Annotated in this window: 13 protein-coding genes and 2 CRISPR repeat arrays (1 of these 15 cut by a window edge); of the genes, 1 reads left to right on the top strand and 12 read right to left on the bottom strand. The window is 57.9% G+C overall.

Features of this window, described 5'->3' with window-relative positions:
- Window positions 1-412: a CRISPR direct-repeat array (repeat unit 28 nt; unit sequence GGATCATCCCCGCATCCGCGGGGAATAC) (it extends 653 nt beyond the left edge of the window).
- 146 nt (window positions 413-558) lie between these two features.
- From HII33_RS13955 to cas3, 9 genes are read right to left on the bottom strand one after another with little or no spacing between them, the layout of a single operon-like run.
- Complete coding sequence (locus tag HII33_RS13955) at window positions 559-1,068, bottom strand: 3'-5' exonuclease (protein WP_343036831.1); 510 nt, start codon at window positions 1,066-1,068, stop codon at window positions 559-561.
- A 30-nt stretch (window positions 1,069-1,098) separates the two neighbouring features.
- The gene (gene cas2e / locus HII33_RS13950) at window positions 1,099-1,452 is read right to left on the bottom strand and encodes a type I-E CRISPR-associated endoribonuclease Cas2e (protein WP_343036827.1); all 354 of its coding nucleotides are present in this window, start codon (window positions 1,450-1,452) and stop codon (window positions 1,099-1,101) included.
- Window positions 1,449-2,408, bottom strand: a complete 960-nt coding sequence (gene cas1e, locus HII33_RS04170; protein WP_179394525.1) for a type I-E CRISPR-associated endonuclease Cas1e — start codon at window positions 2,406-2,408, stop codon at window positions 1,449-1,451. Before cas1e ends, cas2e begins: the two co-directional genes overlap by 4 nt.
- Before the next feature lie 4 nt (window positions 2,409-2,412).
- Window positions 2,413-3,063, bottom strand: coding sequence for a type I-E CRISPR-associated protein Cas6/Cse3/CasE (cas6e, locus tag HII33_RS04165; RefSeq protein ID WP_179394524.1), 651 nt, complete (start codon window positions 3,061-3,063; stop codon window positions 2,413-2,415).
- 12 nt (window positions 3,064-3,075) lie between these two features.
- Window positions 3,076-3,783, bottom strand: coding sequence for a type I-E CRISPR-associated protein Cas5/CasD (gene cas5e / locus HII33_RS04160; RefSeq protein ID WP_179394523.1), 708 nt, complete (start codon window positions 3,781-3,783; stop codon window positions 3,076-3,078).
- Window positions 3,764-4,849 carry a type I-E CRISPR-associated protein Cas7/Cse4/CasC gene (gene cas7e, locus HII33_RS04155; protein ID WP_179394522.1) on the bottom strand — a complete coding sequence of 362 codons (1,086 nt, stop codon included), beginning with the start codon at window positions 4,847-4,849 and terminating at the stop codon, window positions 3,764-3,766. The genes cas5e and cas7e overlap by 20 nt, the downstream gene beginning before the upstream one ends.
- Entirely contained in the window at window positions 4,849-5,457 is a 609-nt protein-coding gene (gene casB / locus HII33_RS04150) for a type I-E CRISPR-associated protein Cse2/CasB (protein ID WP_179394521.1), read from the bottom strand. Before casB ends, cas7e begins: the two co-directional genes overlap by 1 nt.
- An 8-nt stretch (window positions 5,458-5,465) precedes the next feature.
- The gene (gene casA / locus HII33_RS04145) at window positions 5,466-7,193 is read right to left on the bottom strand and encodes a type I-E CRISPR-associated protein Cse1/CasA (protein ID WP_179394520.1); all 1,728 of its coding nucleotides are present in this window, start codon (window positions 7,191-7,193) and stop codon (window positions 5,466-5,468) included.
- Window positions 7,186-9,948, bottom strand: coding sequence for a CRISPR-associated helicase Cas3' (gene cas3 / locus HII33_RS04140; protein ID WP_179394519.1), 2,763 nt, complete (start codon window positions 9,946-9,948; stop codon window positions 7,186-7,188). The genes casA and cas3 overlap by 8 nt, the downstream gene beginning before the upstream one ends.
- Window positions 9,949-10,538: 590 nt before the next feature.
- A CRISPR array of direct repeats spans window positions 10,539-11,299; the repeat unit is 29 nt; unit sequence GGGATCACCCCCGCCTACGCGGGGAACAC.
- Window positions 11,300-11,869: 570 nt separating this feature from the next.
- Between cas3 and HII33_RS04135 the strand changes: the two genes are divergently transcribed.
- On the top strand, window positions 11,870-13,630 hold the full coding sequence (locus tag HII33_RS04135; protein WP_179394518.1) for a DUF262 domain-containing protein: 1,761 nt from the start codon (window positions 11,870-11,872) through the stop codon (window positions 13,628-13,630).
- A 158-nt stretch (window positions 13,631-13,788) separates the two neighbouring features.
- Here HII33_RS04135 and HII33_RS04130 read toward each other — a convergent pair whose 3' ends face one another.
- The 3 genes from HII33_RS04130 to HII33_RS04120 all read right to left on the bottom strand — a co-directional run bounded on the left by HII33_RS04130 (window position 13,789) and on the right by HII33_RS04120 (window position 15,366).
- On the bottom strand, window positions 13,789-14,514 hold the full coding sequence (locus tag HII33_RS04130; protein WP_179394517.1) for an SRA domain-containing endonuclease: 726 nt from the start codon (window positions 14,512-14,514) through the stop codon (window positions 13,789-13,791).
- Between the two features lie 136 nt (window positions 14,515-14,650).
- Window positions 14,651-15,019, bottom strand: coding sequence for a hypothetical protein (locus HII33_RS04125; RefSeq protein WP_179394516.1), 369 nt, complete (start codon window positions 15,017-15,019; stop codon window positions 14,651-14,653).
- Complete coding sequence (locus HII33_RS04120) at window positions 15,016-15,366, bottom strand: hypothetical protein (protein WP_179394515.1); 351 nt, start codon at window positions 15,364-15,366, stop codon at window positions 15,016-15,018. Before HII33_RS04120 ends, HII33_RS04125 begins: the two co-directional genes overlap by 4 nt.
- Window positions 15,367-15,464: the final 98 nt, after the last annotated feature.

The following is a 15,464-nucleotide window of genomic DNA, read 5'->3' as shown; positions in this document are numbered from 1 at the left end:
TCAAAATCGGGGTGAAAGGGATCATCCCCGCATCCGCGGGGAATACTGCTCTTTGGAGTTGGATAAAACGATCACGTCGGGATCATCCCCGCATCCGCGGGGAATACCTCGGTAAAGGATGCCACGTTGTCTGCGACTAGGGATCATCCCCGCATCCGCGGGGAATACGCTAAAGTACCCCTGGGCCAACCTCGTGGTGATGGATCATCCCCGCATCCGCGGGGAATACAGGCTGTACGGGCCGCAAAGGCTGGCGGCCTGAGGATCATCCCCGCATCCGCGGGGAATACGAGCTTCATCTTGGCAGCGCGGCCGGCGAGAAAGGATCATCCCCGCATCCGCGGGGAATACGCGCACCGGAGGCCTGACTAGATGGCAGTCAGAGGATCATCCCCGCATCCGCGGGGAATACACTAAACGATCCCTGAGCTACCGCACTTTGCAAACTCACACACCCCGAGTTTCAATCACTTTGCGCGACCGATTGATCGGTTAGAAACCGAAGAGCCCCTCTCGAGGGACCCCTCGTCACCACTTACTCATCCGCGTCATCGCAGACTAAAGTTTCAGTGCGCCACCCTCGATCAGCTTGTCCGCCAATCGCAGCGTCGCTCGCGCATCGCTCAGCGCCTGATGTGGCTGCTCGTTGACTCCTCCATACTGCTTTAAGACCGTGCTCAGTTTAAAGTTGTCCAGGAATGGCTCGGCCTTCATCACGTTTGGCTTCACATCGATCATCTTATTCGGCCAGCGTGCCTGCCCGACCCGCTGCAAGGCGTTCAACAAGAATGCCTCATCGAAACGCAGGTTGTACCCGATGACGGGCAGCAGGCCAACAAAGTCACTCAGCTCAGCGAGGACCGCCGCCAGGGGGCGCCCGCTTTTGACCAACTGATCGTGTGACAAACCGGTCAACGTCGTCACGGCTGATGGGATCGCCGCAACATCACTGACAAGCTGATCGAAACGGCTTTCTCGCCCGTCTGCATCGCGCTTGACCGCCCCGATCGCAATGATCTGATCATGGGCTGGATCCAGTCCGGTCGTTTCTAGATCGAGCGCGACCAGTGCAGGTGCAGCCGCGTGCTCTGGCTCGACTTACCGGCGTCGTCCTTGATACTTATGGGCCTGATGAAACTTGGCGGCTTGGCTGAAGCCCGGGTCAACGGTCGTGTCGGTATGATCGCGCCGCATCATAAAGGGCAGCCCATCGTAGTCGACGACCGCATGATCTGCCCGGGTGGTCAGGAACTGGTACCCCAATTCATTTTGGGCGTTGAACACCATGGTCGCCTCGCCGTGACCGATGTTGGCCAACACCCGCTGCCACAAGCGATCGCGTACACGCGCACTGACGTTGCCGACAAACACGCCGGTTTGGATCTCGCTGTACCATTTGGTCAGATCGCCGCGCAACGAGGGCGGCACCTTAGATAGTGTGAGTACGATCATGAGCGTGGCTCCCCGCTGAACTCGTGGTACGCGACACCGAACTTCTGCAACCCCTGCTTATCGTCCCACAGACTGATCTGATCTGCATCGATTGCCTCGGTAATCGGCTCTCCCATCAGCCGCTTTAGGTCACCGACCATGCGCAGCATCAGCTTGCCGTCAACGAATGCGTCCCGCACAGCGTGACGCGTGAGCGCGCCGATATCATCGCCAGTCTGCGCCTGCGCCACCACTTGAAACGCGATGGGGATCGTCACTTCCGCTTTGTAGAGGTCGGCAAAATCGTAAACGAACGACAGGTCATGCCCTGTATGAACGAAACCCAAGCCCGGTGACATACCCAGCGCAACGATCACGCTGTACGCTAACCCGTACAGCGCTTGATGGGCTGACGAAAGCGCCTGATTGATCGGCGTCCCGGCGGCAAAGTCATCAGGATCGTACGTGCGTTTATCCCATGCCACACCGGTCCGCTTCGATTGGTCGAGGTAGACCCGCCGGACCCGCGCCCCTTCCTTGCCGCGCAAGGCTTGCATGGATAGGCCGCTGACATCTTGATCCGGGAATCGCATCTGGTACATCTGCCGCGCGACCGCCACCCGCATGCGGACATTGGATACGCGGCGCGCTTGCGCCTCAAGTAAGCGTGAGGAATGATTCAGCGCTCGGCCGTGTGCATACTGCCGGATCCCGCGTTCGCCGACCCAGATCACGCTCATCCCGCAGTCGCCCATCAGTTCCATCGCCCGATGCGTGACGTCGACGCCGGGACCGAGCATCAAGACGCTGACCAGCGCGGCGGGGACGAAAACCGTGCCGCGACTGTCGGCGACAGTGATCGCACTGTCCTGTCGGCTGATCTTCGCGTGTTCTAAGTACAGGAACGTTACCCGGTCACGGACCCGCGGCAACTCGGTCAGCGTTGGCTTTTTGGCGCCCGCCTTGATCTCACCCATGCATTCACCCCGGGATCACGGTCATCAGACCCATCCCGTACGCCTTCTCTCGTCCGATCCCCGTCACCAGCGTCTGCTTGAACACCGCCAGATCGGTGATCGTCAGCAGGCCCTCATACGACACGCGGCTCATCCGGACTGCGCGCGTCCCTCGGTGCCGCATCACCGGATGATCGCGGCTGACGAGATCGAATGCACGGTCCGGGTCATCCCCCGGTCGGCCCAGCGCGAACCCCAATCGGTCTGCCCGCTCGGCCAGCCACTGCCGCTGCTGCGCCACGGTGACGTGCGGGTAGACGCGCCCGCGCGCCCCGTCTGGTTGGGGCGCCGCATACGTCGGGTTCGCGGTCAGCCGGAATTGCATCTGCTGACCGCCCTGAAGCGTGGCCAAAAACGGTGCGTAATCCTTCGTCTGTGCGAATCTAGGGCTACCGTATTGGCCAAGCACAGCCAGATCCGGTTGCGTGTCACTCAACACGAGCAGAAACAGCCGGCCCCGAAGCTGGTCCAATCGCCAGAGGTGGCGCGGGCGCGCCGATGTGGCCTCGGTCCAGCTGAAACTGCGTTCGACCAGGTTATGATAGGCGCCCAGATGACTGAGTTCCTTGGTTTTTTGTCGGTTCGTTAGGTCGATCTCAACTCTTGATAGATACATAGCGACCTCCTTTCAGACGCGTGACCAGATGTCGTGGATCGTCTCCGGCAGCGGATGCACCGGGTTAGTCACCGGGACACTCAGGGTGCGTACACTGCGAAAACTCGACCGGCGATCACGCTGGTCGAACGACTCGACTTGATCCTTCACGAGGTGCGTCGGCCCTTTTTCGAGCAACTGCGCGTCTGCGTACAGCTCAAGCTCGATCGTCTCGTCGGCGCGCTTACGCTTTTGGTACCACAGCGACGCTTGCCATGGCCAAGTCGTCAACACCGCCACCGGGTCTTGCGCATCGATCAGCTGGACATCCAGCACGCCGGCCGGCACGTTCGCACGGCGGCCGAGAAACAGCGCGAATTTCGGGTGCCGCAACGCATCGGCGAGCCGGGCGATCAGAGCCTCATCGTCACTGCCGATCGCAACGACAAACACGGCGTCTTGGATCAGGTCCCGATAGCTCAGCTTGGACGCACGGCCCGGTTTCCATTCGACCGTCTGGAACTCGGTCATCATCTCCCCGGGCTGATCGATCCGCACCGCGAAGGCAAGCTGGTTGAGCGTCAACAACCGGGGGTCCTCCCGCCGATAACCGAGCGCTGCCCCCAGCAGACCGATGATCGCGCTTTTGGAAGGGTGGTCATCACTGGTCCGGCGCGTAAAGGTCGCTTCGTTCCCGTAAGCCTGCAGGGGCCCGGTGAGCCTAATCGCCAGCGTTTTCATCTTGGGCCACCTTCTCCAGTGCTGCTTCGACTTGCGCCAACAGGTCCGTCAGGTTGGCGACTCGATCCGTCGCCTCAGATGCATACGCCGTCATCGTGACCGCCAACAGCGGTGCCTCAACGTACTGCAGAGCATCCTGTGCTGCCTGCTTGAGCCGCTTGATCGAGCCCTTCACGTACCCTTCCGTCCCAGCGTGGACCGGTTCTTCGAACGCCGAGACCAGGTTCACCGGTGTGTCGCGCCGCAGTGCGATCATGACGTAGTTCGGCAGCGTCTTGTTGGCGAATGTGTTCTGCTTCCCCGTCGGCATCGACAACAGGAAGCTCTTGATGAAGCGCAGGGCCCCTTGGATCGTCGCCGCATCCCCGATGTTGTGGCGCAATTCGTGTAAGTTCAGGTTCGCGTACCGGTACAGCGTCGAGGAGTTGTACTCGATCGTCCCGAGCATCGCCGCACCACTGCTATCTTCTGGCTGCAAGTCATCCAGGGCGGTGAAGTAGTCGAATTCGGGCACGATCTCATGCGTCGAGACCGCGTGTGCGACTTGCGCCGAAGCATCCACATTGAGCTCAGGGTCGTCTGCGACCATGCGGCCGAACAAGGCGGTATCCAGCGATTGGTCTGCCTTCAAGGCGGCCTTCAATGCCTTTTTGTCCTCGTACTGGTCGTGGGCCAACGCATATTGCGCCAGCTTCTCGACCTGACCGCGGCTGATCAAGAGCAAGGCGCCTGTCTGATCGCTCTTGTCCGTCTTGATCCCAGCCGCATTGATCAAGTCACGTGCCTTGGCCGCGGCCACGTCGTCTGCAATGCCTGCATCCTGACGCTGGATCTCTTCCGTCAGCAACTTCACCGCGTCCTTGGTCCGGATCCCGGCCGGCGTATCGCTGTGATCATCCGCGTTGAATGCCAGGCGGATCGCACGCTTCCAGCTCTGAGAGGACACACGGGCGCGGGTGACCCCGCCGTAGATCGCCGTCTTAGGCGAACCGGCGTCGTCGCGGTTGAGGTTAGACGATGGCACGGTCTGTAACACGTTGATATCGAGATATAAGTTATTAGTCATTAGGCTTCCGTCCCTTCAGTTGACTGTGTTGACTCGAAGTAAAAATCCTGCCCCCAGATCAAGCGGACCTGGGCGGCTTCGCGGTACCCTCGTTGGAACCAATACAGGTCTTGGCCCAGTCGACCATAGTCGATCTGCACACCCGGCTGGTTGGCCCGCACCATCCCCACCAAGTGGGTCAGGGCGTTCATCACGGCGCCAAACTGGGTCATCGCCAGCGCCTGTTGTGTTCGGCGGTCAACGGCAACGACGCGCTTAGGGTCGCGCTTCAACCGGGCGACCGCCGTGAAGAACGGGACGCCCGTGGCGTCGGCATCAGTCGTCCCTCGTGACGCCGGTGCGTACACACACGCCGTATTGCTCTGCTGGTGTAGCGCGTAGAGCCGGACCGCAGCGTACACCGCGTTTTCTGCCGGCGTCGGGGTCCCGTCGCGGCTGAGCAGCTTCTCAGGCAGGCGCTGCATCACCAGCGGCCAGAACTTCTGCGCCTTGGGGCTGCTGAATGACGCCGCCCCGCGTAGACTAGCGAGTATCGCTTTATCCGGGTCACCGTTCGCATACAGTGTCTTGGTGATGCTCACTGTGACTGATTCGATCGTTCGTTCCATGCTCATCCTCACCTTCCACTCTCTGCCAAATGCCGCTTGACACTTGCCCTCACTCGGCGCTCCGCCAAGACGATGTTCGTGTACCGTGCTTTACCTTGATCCTGACCGACCGTGATCCCGCGAATGTCTCTCGAAGACGTCTGCTGCATCACTTCTGCCAAGGCGGCGTTCACGACGCGCCTCAGCTCGGCCTTCCACAGCGCCAACTTCTCGTCTCGGTCATCTTGGTTGGACAACCCCGCCAGCCACTGCTTGAACGGTGCGTTGAGCTGCGCGTAGAAGCGCGCGCTTTGCCGGTTCGCGAACTCGGTCCCGTCGATCCCCCGGATCGTCGCCACCTCTTTGACAAAATGATAGTAATCCGTGCCGACCTGCTGTGTGCGATCGATCGCCCGTTCGATCCGCGCCGGCCAGTAATCGGCACCACCGTCAGGATCGAACAAGACCGCCGCTTGGATCGTCATCTCATCCGCCACTTCGGCGACTGGGGCCTGAGACGTCGCATTCCCGTCGCTGATCAGGGTGATCCCCGTGAGGTGGACCGCATTCTGGGCCGTCAGGCGGTCTTCATTCACCAGCTTGTGCAACCAGCTGACGACACCGGGTTCGTGCACTTTTTGGTCTGTCTGCTCACCCTGCACCGCCACGTACTGCCCGAAGTTCCGCCACATCGCCTTATTCAGGCTGGCGACGCTTTTTCTTGCCGGCTTGAACACCGGCGGCTTATCCTTGTCCGCCCACTTCCAGACCGTCATCGGTTCAACGAAGGCGTTCGTCGCGTCCACGCCGGGCAACCCACCGCTGAAGATCATTGGGGTCCCAGCGTCTGACCATTCGATGTGCAAAATCCGCGACCACATCGTGTATAGCGCGGCGACGTTATCAGGCAACAGTTGCTTTTTGATCCAGTCGACATACGCGACTTGGTCGGGGAATTCCCACTGCGGCCGCTGAATATGGTACGCCGTCGTTTCCGCAGGCACGAGCACCAAGTTCAGCATGAGCGTCTCGAACAAGTCACGACCGCTGATGAACACCGGGTTCAGGCGATACGTCCAGCCCATCGACACCGAGAACTTCTCGGCCGTCTTGATCTTCGTCTTATCCGTCACCCCGGTGAACTGGTGGTAGGTGATCAGCCACCGCACCAACTCATCCAGCGCCAAGACCTGCTTGTATGCCTCGGTTTTGGCGGCAAAAACCGCGCGTGAATTGCCACTCTCCGAGATCCGCCGGTCGATCTGCTTGACGTCGACGGTCCCCTTGCCCATGCTGATCTGCTTGTCTGCCGGCACGAGCTGATCGTACTGCGCGGCCGTGACCTGATAAAAGGGTTGCGGCCCGAAGAAGTCGAACCGGTCCTGGTAGCGGCGCAGGTACTGCACAATGCGGTCCGTGAACTCACCATTATCCTTGAGCGCCTGCCAAGTCGCCATCAGGTCGTCTTCGTCATAGTCGTCTTGAGCGACCGCCAGCGGCTGCATCGTCTCCGCGTCGACCTGCAACCACTCATAGGGCTGGTCAGCCTCATCATAACGCGAGTAGACCGTCTGTACGATGGCCAGCAACAGTCGCAAGATCGCCAGGTCCTGCGCACGCATCTCGCCCGCCAGGCGGCGATACGCCCCGACGTGCGTAAATAGGGTCAGGATCGACACCGTCTCGACCGTATCGCCTGCCTTGGTGATCACCTTGATCCACGGATCGGTGACCAAGTTAAACTGCAGATTATCCATGATTACCTTCCTCTTTCGTATACATCAGCCCCAGGTGCGGCGAGTAATGCAGCCGGTAGCCGTCCAGTTCAGCCTCCGCCTGTTCATCCAGGATCAGGGCCAAGGCACCACGCAACCAGCTACTGGATCGCCACTGCGGCAAGTGCGCGGCCGTCTGGTCCTCAAGCGTGCGGATCGTGGCCTCGATGTTCCACCTCTGTGAGAAACGCTGCGGCAGTCGCATGATCTGCGCCGCGATCGTGGCCTCTGCACACTGAGCAAGTGGTCGGCCATCGATCAGTTGCGCACCAGTGCGCGTCTGCTTGATCACGATGACTTCAAGGCTTTCGTCGATATCGCGCACGGCCGCCACACCGCGCTGATCGGACTGGTCCACTCCAGGCAATGTGCCGCCGGCCTGCCACTTGTGCAGCGTGGCGCGCTTCAGCTTCTTGGGGGGCGCCAGGCGAAACGTTGTGGCCCGAGCTTCCTTCTGCTCGATCAGCGTCTCGAACGCCGCCTTAGCCGCCTCGAGCCCCGGGAACGCCGGCTCGTCCGTGAAGGCGTAGACCCGCTGAACCAATGGTGAAATATCGTCAGGGAGCCGGATCTCCGACGGAAGCGCCGCGTCCGTACGCATCAACAAGTACGGCGTATAGATCGCTGCGTTCGCTTCACCATAATCCCCCGGCGCAAGAATGCCCATCACCACCATCTTCGGTGCCTTCAGCGCAGCCGGTCGCTGACGCTGGTGGCGGTGCAACCGACCGGCGCGCTGCAGCAGCAAGTCCATCGGGGCGATATCCGTGAACAGAATGTCGAAGTCAATGTCCAGCGACTGCTCCAGCACCTGCGTACCGATCACGATCAGTCGGTCGGGCCGCTTGACCCCGGCCTTGCCGATCAGTGTTTCCAGTTGATCCTCGAGCTTCGTCCGGTCGGGCGCCAAGAAACTTGAATGGAGGATCAGCGTCGGGATCTCCGGCGGGACCAGCTGCGCAAGCGTCTGTGCCCGCTGCACCGTGTTCACGATCACGCCAGCCACGCCTCCGGCTGCGATCGCGCGACACACGCGGTCGACCAGCCCCTCCGGATCGTCGTCGTGTCGCTCGACCTGGATCGTCAAGTCCGCCTGATCGGACGGGCCGGGAAAATCGGTGATCTGGTGGACCTGCTGTCCGTCCAGCAAGGTCACTAGCGGGTAAGCTTCACACGCCTGCTGCGCATCCGATAGCCTCAACTTGGCGTTGAACCGACCATGGTAGTACGCCCCCAAGAGCTCATTGCGGCGCGCAATCGGTAACGTTGCCGACAAAATCACGACAGGTACGTGATACGCCCCCAGCCACTCCAGGGCCCCATCCAGATACGTCAGCATGTACGTATCCACCGCGTGGACCTCATCGATACAGACGACCTTGCCTGAGAACCCGAGGTGACGCAGCGACAGGTGCTTCTGTTTCAGGGCCATCTGCAACAAGTTATCGATCGTGCCGACGCTGACCGTATCTAAGATCGATTTTTTGCCACTGAACCATTCATTCACCACTACGGCGGCAGGTTCATCGTCGTCTTGTGCGACTGCCTGTGCGTGTGGGAGTGCGCGAAAGGCCTCGTTGAATTTGGCTCGGCCATGCAGCAACTCAAGCGATAAGTGCCCACCTTGCTGTGTCGCCTGCACGTCCAGCCAGGCGCTGACCCGACGAAACATCGCATTGCTCGTCGCTTGCGTGGGTAGGCCGAAGAAGAGGCCACTACTGCCGGTCTTGCTAGCCAACTGTTCCGCCGCAACTAAAGCGCTTTCAGTTTTGCCTAGACCCATCGGCGCCTCTATCAATACCAGCCCCGGCTCGGTGGTCGCATCGATCGCCTGGGTGATCGCCCGCTGCACCGGCCGTGCGGCAAACTGCCACCGCGCCTGGTAAGGGTCGGGCGTCAGCTGAACGGGCGCTGGGCGCCAAGGCTCATCGACATGCCACGTCGACCACGCCCGGCGAAAGCGCGCCGTCAGATCCAAGTCCCTTAAGTGGTGCTCGATCGGGATCAGCGGGAACAAGGGCCGCGTCGGATCATCATTTAGGAACTCGCTTGAGCTGAGCCAGTCTGCCATGATCAATAACCCTTCGATCAGCACGCTCTGCACAATGTCGACGTCGGGGATCTCATTGACCGACGTATACCCGGCTTGCTCGAGCGCCCAGCGGATCAGCTGCTCCTGCACCCGGCGCCAAGGGCGTTGCTGCTCAGCATCCTTGTCGCTTTGCCAATAGTTCGCGGTGAACTGGCAAATATTCTTGGTCGGCGGGTATTCCGCGATCCGGCCGTGGTGCCCGCCGATGATCGCCGCCACAGAAACCGGGACACCTGCGCGTTCCAGTAGCGCCTCCCCCGCCAAGGCGTGCGGACTCTGCTCTGGGTCCTCGATCCGCGCCTGATCCAGTCCCATGAAGCCAGCGCGGATCAGTTGCTCGGTCAGCACATGGTCGATCGCCTGCGAACCGCCGTAAGATGGCTTCCGCTGAAAAGCGGCAATTCCCTTACCGAGGTCGTGCGCCAACGCGATGAACTTGAGCAGGCGCCGCAGCTCATCGTCCGTCATCGTTGCCATCATCCGACGCTTCTGGCTGTCGCTGAGCCAGAGGTTATACAGCGCGTTGATCGCATTCGCGCAATCCTGCAAATGCGCGACTAGCGGCAACCAAAGCTGTTGCCCGTCCACCGTTCGCTTCTTCGCCCATAAAGCGCGTGTGGCCGGGTCGAGTGCGGTGATCTCCATTGTGCACCTCCTATAGCTCAACTGTGCGACTAACCCGACTTGAGCACACCCCGCCTGATTGGACGCGAGCCAGATCATCTAGTCAGCACCCATCGTCAGCCATTGTGTTTGCGCACAGATGTCCTGCAGTTTGTTCGTAGGTAAGTTTTGAACAGCCTCCGTAGGGAACCATCTATATCAAGTCGATCCGTTCTCCACCATCATCCTATTAACCTAGTATACCAATAAACTATCACTCATCTTCCAACTTGTCGAATAATTTTCAATATCAATAAAGTTGTGAAAATTCAGATTATTTATTGTATTAATTAATGCGTATCTCGCTCTTGCCAACTTGGCAAAAACAGTCTTATCGAGTGAACAAGCCCTGAACCATTCGATCGCAGTAACTTTCCGCGCGAGATTCTGCGCAAAGGTTGATCAAGTCCAGCAGAACCTCACCGTGCGGGCATACCGTAGCCAAGCACATTGCCCATTCAATTGCGGGAGGATCCGCGCCGATCCCAACGAAGTGAACGTAGATCACGTGGTGGGCATCCCTGCTTACGCGGGGAATACATTATGAATTTCGGACAAAACCTGTTTAACTGGGGATCATCCCCGCATGCGCGGGGAATACTTAAAGCCGATGAAGAATCTATAGTCCACCTGAGAATCATCCCCGCCTACGCAGGGAACACACCTTGCCTTCCACAATCGGGGAGAGGGAGAGGGGATCACCCCCGCCTACGCGGGGAACACGCTGAGCGACCGTCTTGCCTGCTGGCGCTGGCGGGATCACCCCCGCCTACGCGGGGAACACTTCGCGTTGTCACTCATGTCGATCATCGCCATGGGATCACCCCCGCCTACGCGGGGAACACTTGCGACGCTGAGAACGCGGTGCCGCAATCCCGGGATCACCCCCGCCTACGCGGGGAACACTTGGGGCTGATCGAGAAGGTGAGCGGCGACTCGGGATCACCCCCGCCTACGCGGGGAACACAAAGAGTAAAGGTAGACCTCTTGCTGGGCGTGGGGATCACCCCCGCCTACGCGGGGAACACATAAAAAAGAGCGGCCCTCTCACCCGGGGGTCGGGATCACCCCCGCCTACGCGGGGAACACGCTACTCATCGCATCAAACGACGACATAACCTTGGATCACCCCCGCCTACGCGGGGAACACGTCCATTCAGCGGGGCTAGTTCGTCAGGGATCAGGATCACCCCCGCCTACGCGGGGAACACTGCGCAGTTGATGGTTCGGGCATGTACATACCAGGATCACCCCCGCCTACGCGGGGAACACATGAAGTCCTCTTGGAACCACTGGCCGTACCCGGGATCACCCCCGCCTACGCGGGGAACACACTAAACAATCCCTGAAATATCGCGCTTCTAAGAAAAATATACGGAGCTTTTCAATGACTTTCGATTGATGATCCTACCATCATGCTACGCTGAACACTCAATATCTTCAACTTTCAGTTTTGTCCAAATCAACCCCCACCAGAACAGTCACTGAAACAAGCGTTACCGCATGTGAATCTCTATCTCACCAATCATCGCTCGATGAATTAACCAGTCTCAATGAGTCGTTTCCAAGACTCAGTCAAACCCAACGGTCGAAAATCTGTGGCAAGTTCGCAAGAAATACATTGATAGCGACTTAGGCGACAACACGTCAACGACGCCTTGCAACGACTTAACTTTAGAACATGCGAACAACTATCTAAATCACCACATCGCATAATCGAAAATCACGAGTGCACATAGAGGTGCGCACCTACCAATAATAGCGCTTGCCAATCGAATCTAGTGGCAGCTTCAACCAGCCGGCCTCTCGTCCCCATAATCAATATTTTTATTGCGACGCTAGATCATGCTGTTGCCTTGCTATATGATGATCATGAAGATCAATTGAAGGAGTGGCAGTACCTATGGCAAAATTCCATCCAGAACGCTTTAGTATCAAGAACTACCTTGACGACCTTCGGGCCACGATCCCGGACTACCAGCGCGGTTATTCTTGGGAACAGGATCAAGTCGGGGACTTCATGGACGACCTGATCGACGAGAACCGGCGATCTACTGGCTCCGAATACTTCTTCGGCCCCGTGGTGGTCGTGGACAGCTCTGACGGCGACGAGCGGAAGCAGGTGATCGATGGCCAGCAGCGTCTGACGACGATCACCATCTTTTTGGCGGTTTGCCGCGATATTTTTTCCGCGATCTCCCAAGGGATCGCAGACTCTGAGGGCCGCAACGCGAATCGCATCATCACGGACTACATTGGCAGTCCCGACGAAGACGATCTCCGGCTGACGCAAAAAGGCCAAGGCGAAAAATTCTTCCGTACCGAAATTCAAACCCCACGTAACTTCAAGGGCCTTGACGAGGTCAGCCAAAAGCGTGACACGCGAAAGAGTGGAACCAAGCCAGCGCAAAACGTCATGGCCCACGCCTACAATCAGATGCTCAGTCGCCTCCTTGAGCTCGCGACTGTTGGTGACGAAGTCTCAGACAAAGCGCTCTCGCAGATCACCAAAGACCTGATGACGACCCTGCTGACGCACTTCTTCATCATTGAAATCTCCATCTCCAATAGTGAGAACGCCTTTCAGATCTTCCAGACCCTGAATGCACGTGGCAAAGACCTCACCTCTGCAGACCTGATCAAGTCCAACTTCTTCGGCGCCGCCACGACTGCCGCGCAAAGCGAGCAGCTGAAGCGTTGCTGGCAAACGGCGCAAACCAATCTCCAGACTGAGGATCTGACCGACTACATCCGCTACTTGTGGAACTCCCAGGCCAGTTTTGCCACCAAGCGCAACCTGTACCGCAAAGTGATCAACAAGTTTACCGCCATCGATGACATTTTGGCGTTTACCCACGACATTGAGACTTTCTCCTCGGCCTTTTCCCAGATCAGCGACATCAACCCCGTCGAATCCGAGCTGGCTGATCAGATCGGCAAAACGAGCATCGCGATCATTACCGAACTGAACGCCCTCAACTTCCACGCTTACTATCCGCTTGTCCTTGCGCTACTCAAGCTAGATATTGCTGAAGCCGAATGTGTCAAAATAATGCGGCTAGTACGCCAGATTCTGTTTCGCAACAAGATCCTCAACGGGGGTACGAACTGGTTAGAAAAACTGATGGCCAACGAGGCCGTCCGTCTGATCGAAACCAAGGATCCGGCAACCATCCACAGAGAATTAGCGAAGAAAGCCATCGAAGGCAAGCTAGATGACGGAACCATCAAGGATGCACTGCAGCGATTCGATTTCAGCGAGGACGAGCGGCTTGCCAAGTCTCTGCTTCGAATGGTCGAGAACCATGACTACAATGGCAAAGAGCGTGGGGTGGTGTTGCCGAGCAATAGCGAGATCCACCTTGAGCACATCATGCCCCGCAAACCACTCAATCTTGAAGCTTGGGGCTCATTTCGGGACGAGGAAGAGCGCCAACGCCACCTGTGGAGCATTGGGAATCTCACCTTGTGGTATGGTGTCGACAACTCTACCCTCAAGAACGCGGATTTCCGCAAGAAGAAGGCTGGCGAACCAGGCAAAAATAATGGCTACCAAGACTCCACGGTTCACTTGACCCAAGACCTAACCCAATTCGATGCATGGAATCGTGACACCATCGATGTGCGTAAGACGCAACTGATCGATTCGATTCTATCGCTGTAGGAAAGCGAAATTAAAAGAGGGACTGCACGATCTGGTTGTAAAGCCAGAAGTGTTGTCCCTCTTTTTTGAGCATTCGATCATTAGATCGCCCTACGCCTAGGCCGTGTTCCAATCAATGCACTTTCGCCTGGCTAAAACCGTGTCCGGTTGGCAATGTTTCACCTAATCAGCGCCAACGGAAATTTGTAGACCCGGCGTAGTTGCCCACCAGAGTCCCGCTCCTGTACCGAATACGGTGGCGCTGCAAGGCGCACTTCGCCACGGTACACATACTCATTATCTACTGAGGATTCAAACAGGTAGACGTTCACGCCATTGCTGCCCGACTCGTTCAGGGTCCGATTCTGAGTGCTCTCCAGACTCTGATCCCCGATTCTTCCCATGCCGGTGTAATGGAAGAAGCCATCTGACTGCCACCGATCCTCGTATGGATTTTGCGCCATGTCATCATGGTGGCGTGAGATCAGGACGAGTGCATTTTTACGATTGGACCTCCGCATCCCGCCATAAGGGGCCACAAGAAAAGTTGCCATAATCTCTTGGTTGCTGTAAGTATCGCCAACAATAAGCCTTGCTGGGCTTGTCGTTTCTGTTGGAACCGGTCGACCGGTTCGTCGGTGTTTGGTCGAAGTGCGCTTAGTGACCGCTCGAGAAGGCAATTTGATCGACCGTTCGGGAGGCTCAGGTTCAGCAAACTTTTGTAGTGCCTGCGTCTGTCTGTCCTCATCCACGAATCGCAAAATTCCACGGGTAAGCACCAGTGATAGCCGCATCTTTTTCTCCGGCTGGTCTGCAAAGTCCACGGTAATTAATTGACCATCAAATGCAGTTACCCGGCCTCGTCCGTACTGGTTGTGAATCACTAATGCATCAATCATCAGCATCACCCGCCCCTTTGATTTTATAATGTTTATTATACTGAATTAAGCAACTAACCAACACCCCGTCAATTGTTAGCATTCTCGCCCGTTGGTGTCCGGTGAAGAACTCCCTCTCCAGAAGATCTAGGCGATCAACCCCCTACTCGTCAGTCCGGTCATACCCGATTCCATCCCAATCATCACCGTAGGCATACTGCTCATCCTCAATCCACTCATCGTTATCTTCGGAATCATCCTGCTCTTCGTCGTCATCGGGATTAAAGCTGTCATCAGTCTCCCCCGCTTCACCATCCGGGATCAAATCCTCAGGCTCAACGTCGTCATCCCCGGTCAACTGCCGGCTCACTTCCTGTTGCACCAGTTCGGCGAAGACCTCGCGCATCCCCCTTTCGATCCCGCGCTGAATCGCCTGCGTCGCCGCCAAATTCAGTTCGTCACTGATGGCTTTCGTCAGCGCCTCAGTCCGCTGCTGGCCACGATGCTTACGCTTGCTTCTAGGTTTACTCATCCTACCCACGCCTCCAATAATTGTGCCGCCCGGCTACGCACCGACTCAGGCACCCGCGTATCCGCCGCAAATTGTCGCACCCAATTGTGCGTGATTTGTGCCGCGCGCCTAGCATTAGCCGTTTTCGGCACACTGGTCTGCGGGTGCACCGCACTTAGCTTGGCCATCACGACCGCATCGACCGCATCACGCAACCCACCGGTCGCGCCTGCCCGAGCGAGCAGGTACTGGTCAACGCCCACTGCGTTGACGGCCACACTCGCCCGCGTGTAGGCGATCCACTGCCTGATATTTTCCTCATCCGTATCCGCCACCTGCGTGAGGTGACCTTCTAAAAATAGCAACATAAAATCGCTTCCAATCATTGTATTTAAAAAGTCGTACACCGAAATGCACGACTCGAAGAAGCTAGTCCGCATCCGTCTATGGTGGGGCACGTTGCCTT

It is taken from the genome of Lacticaseibacillus absianus, from assembly GCF_013407595.1.
Taxonomy (GTDB): Bacteria; Bacillota; Bacilli; order Lactobacillales; family Lactobacillaceae; genus Lacticaseibacillus; species Lacticaseibacillus absianus.
Note: the sequence above shows the minus strand (reverse complement) of the source record. Positions and strands in the feature narration are given on the sequence as shown.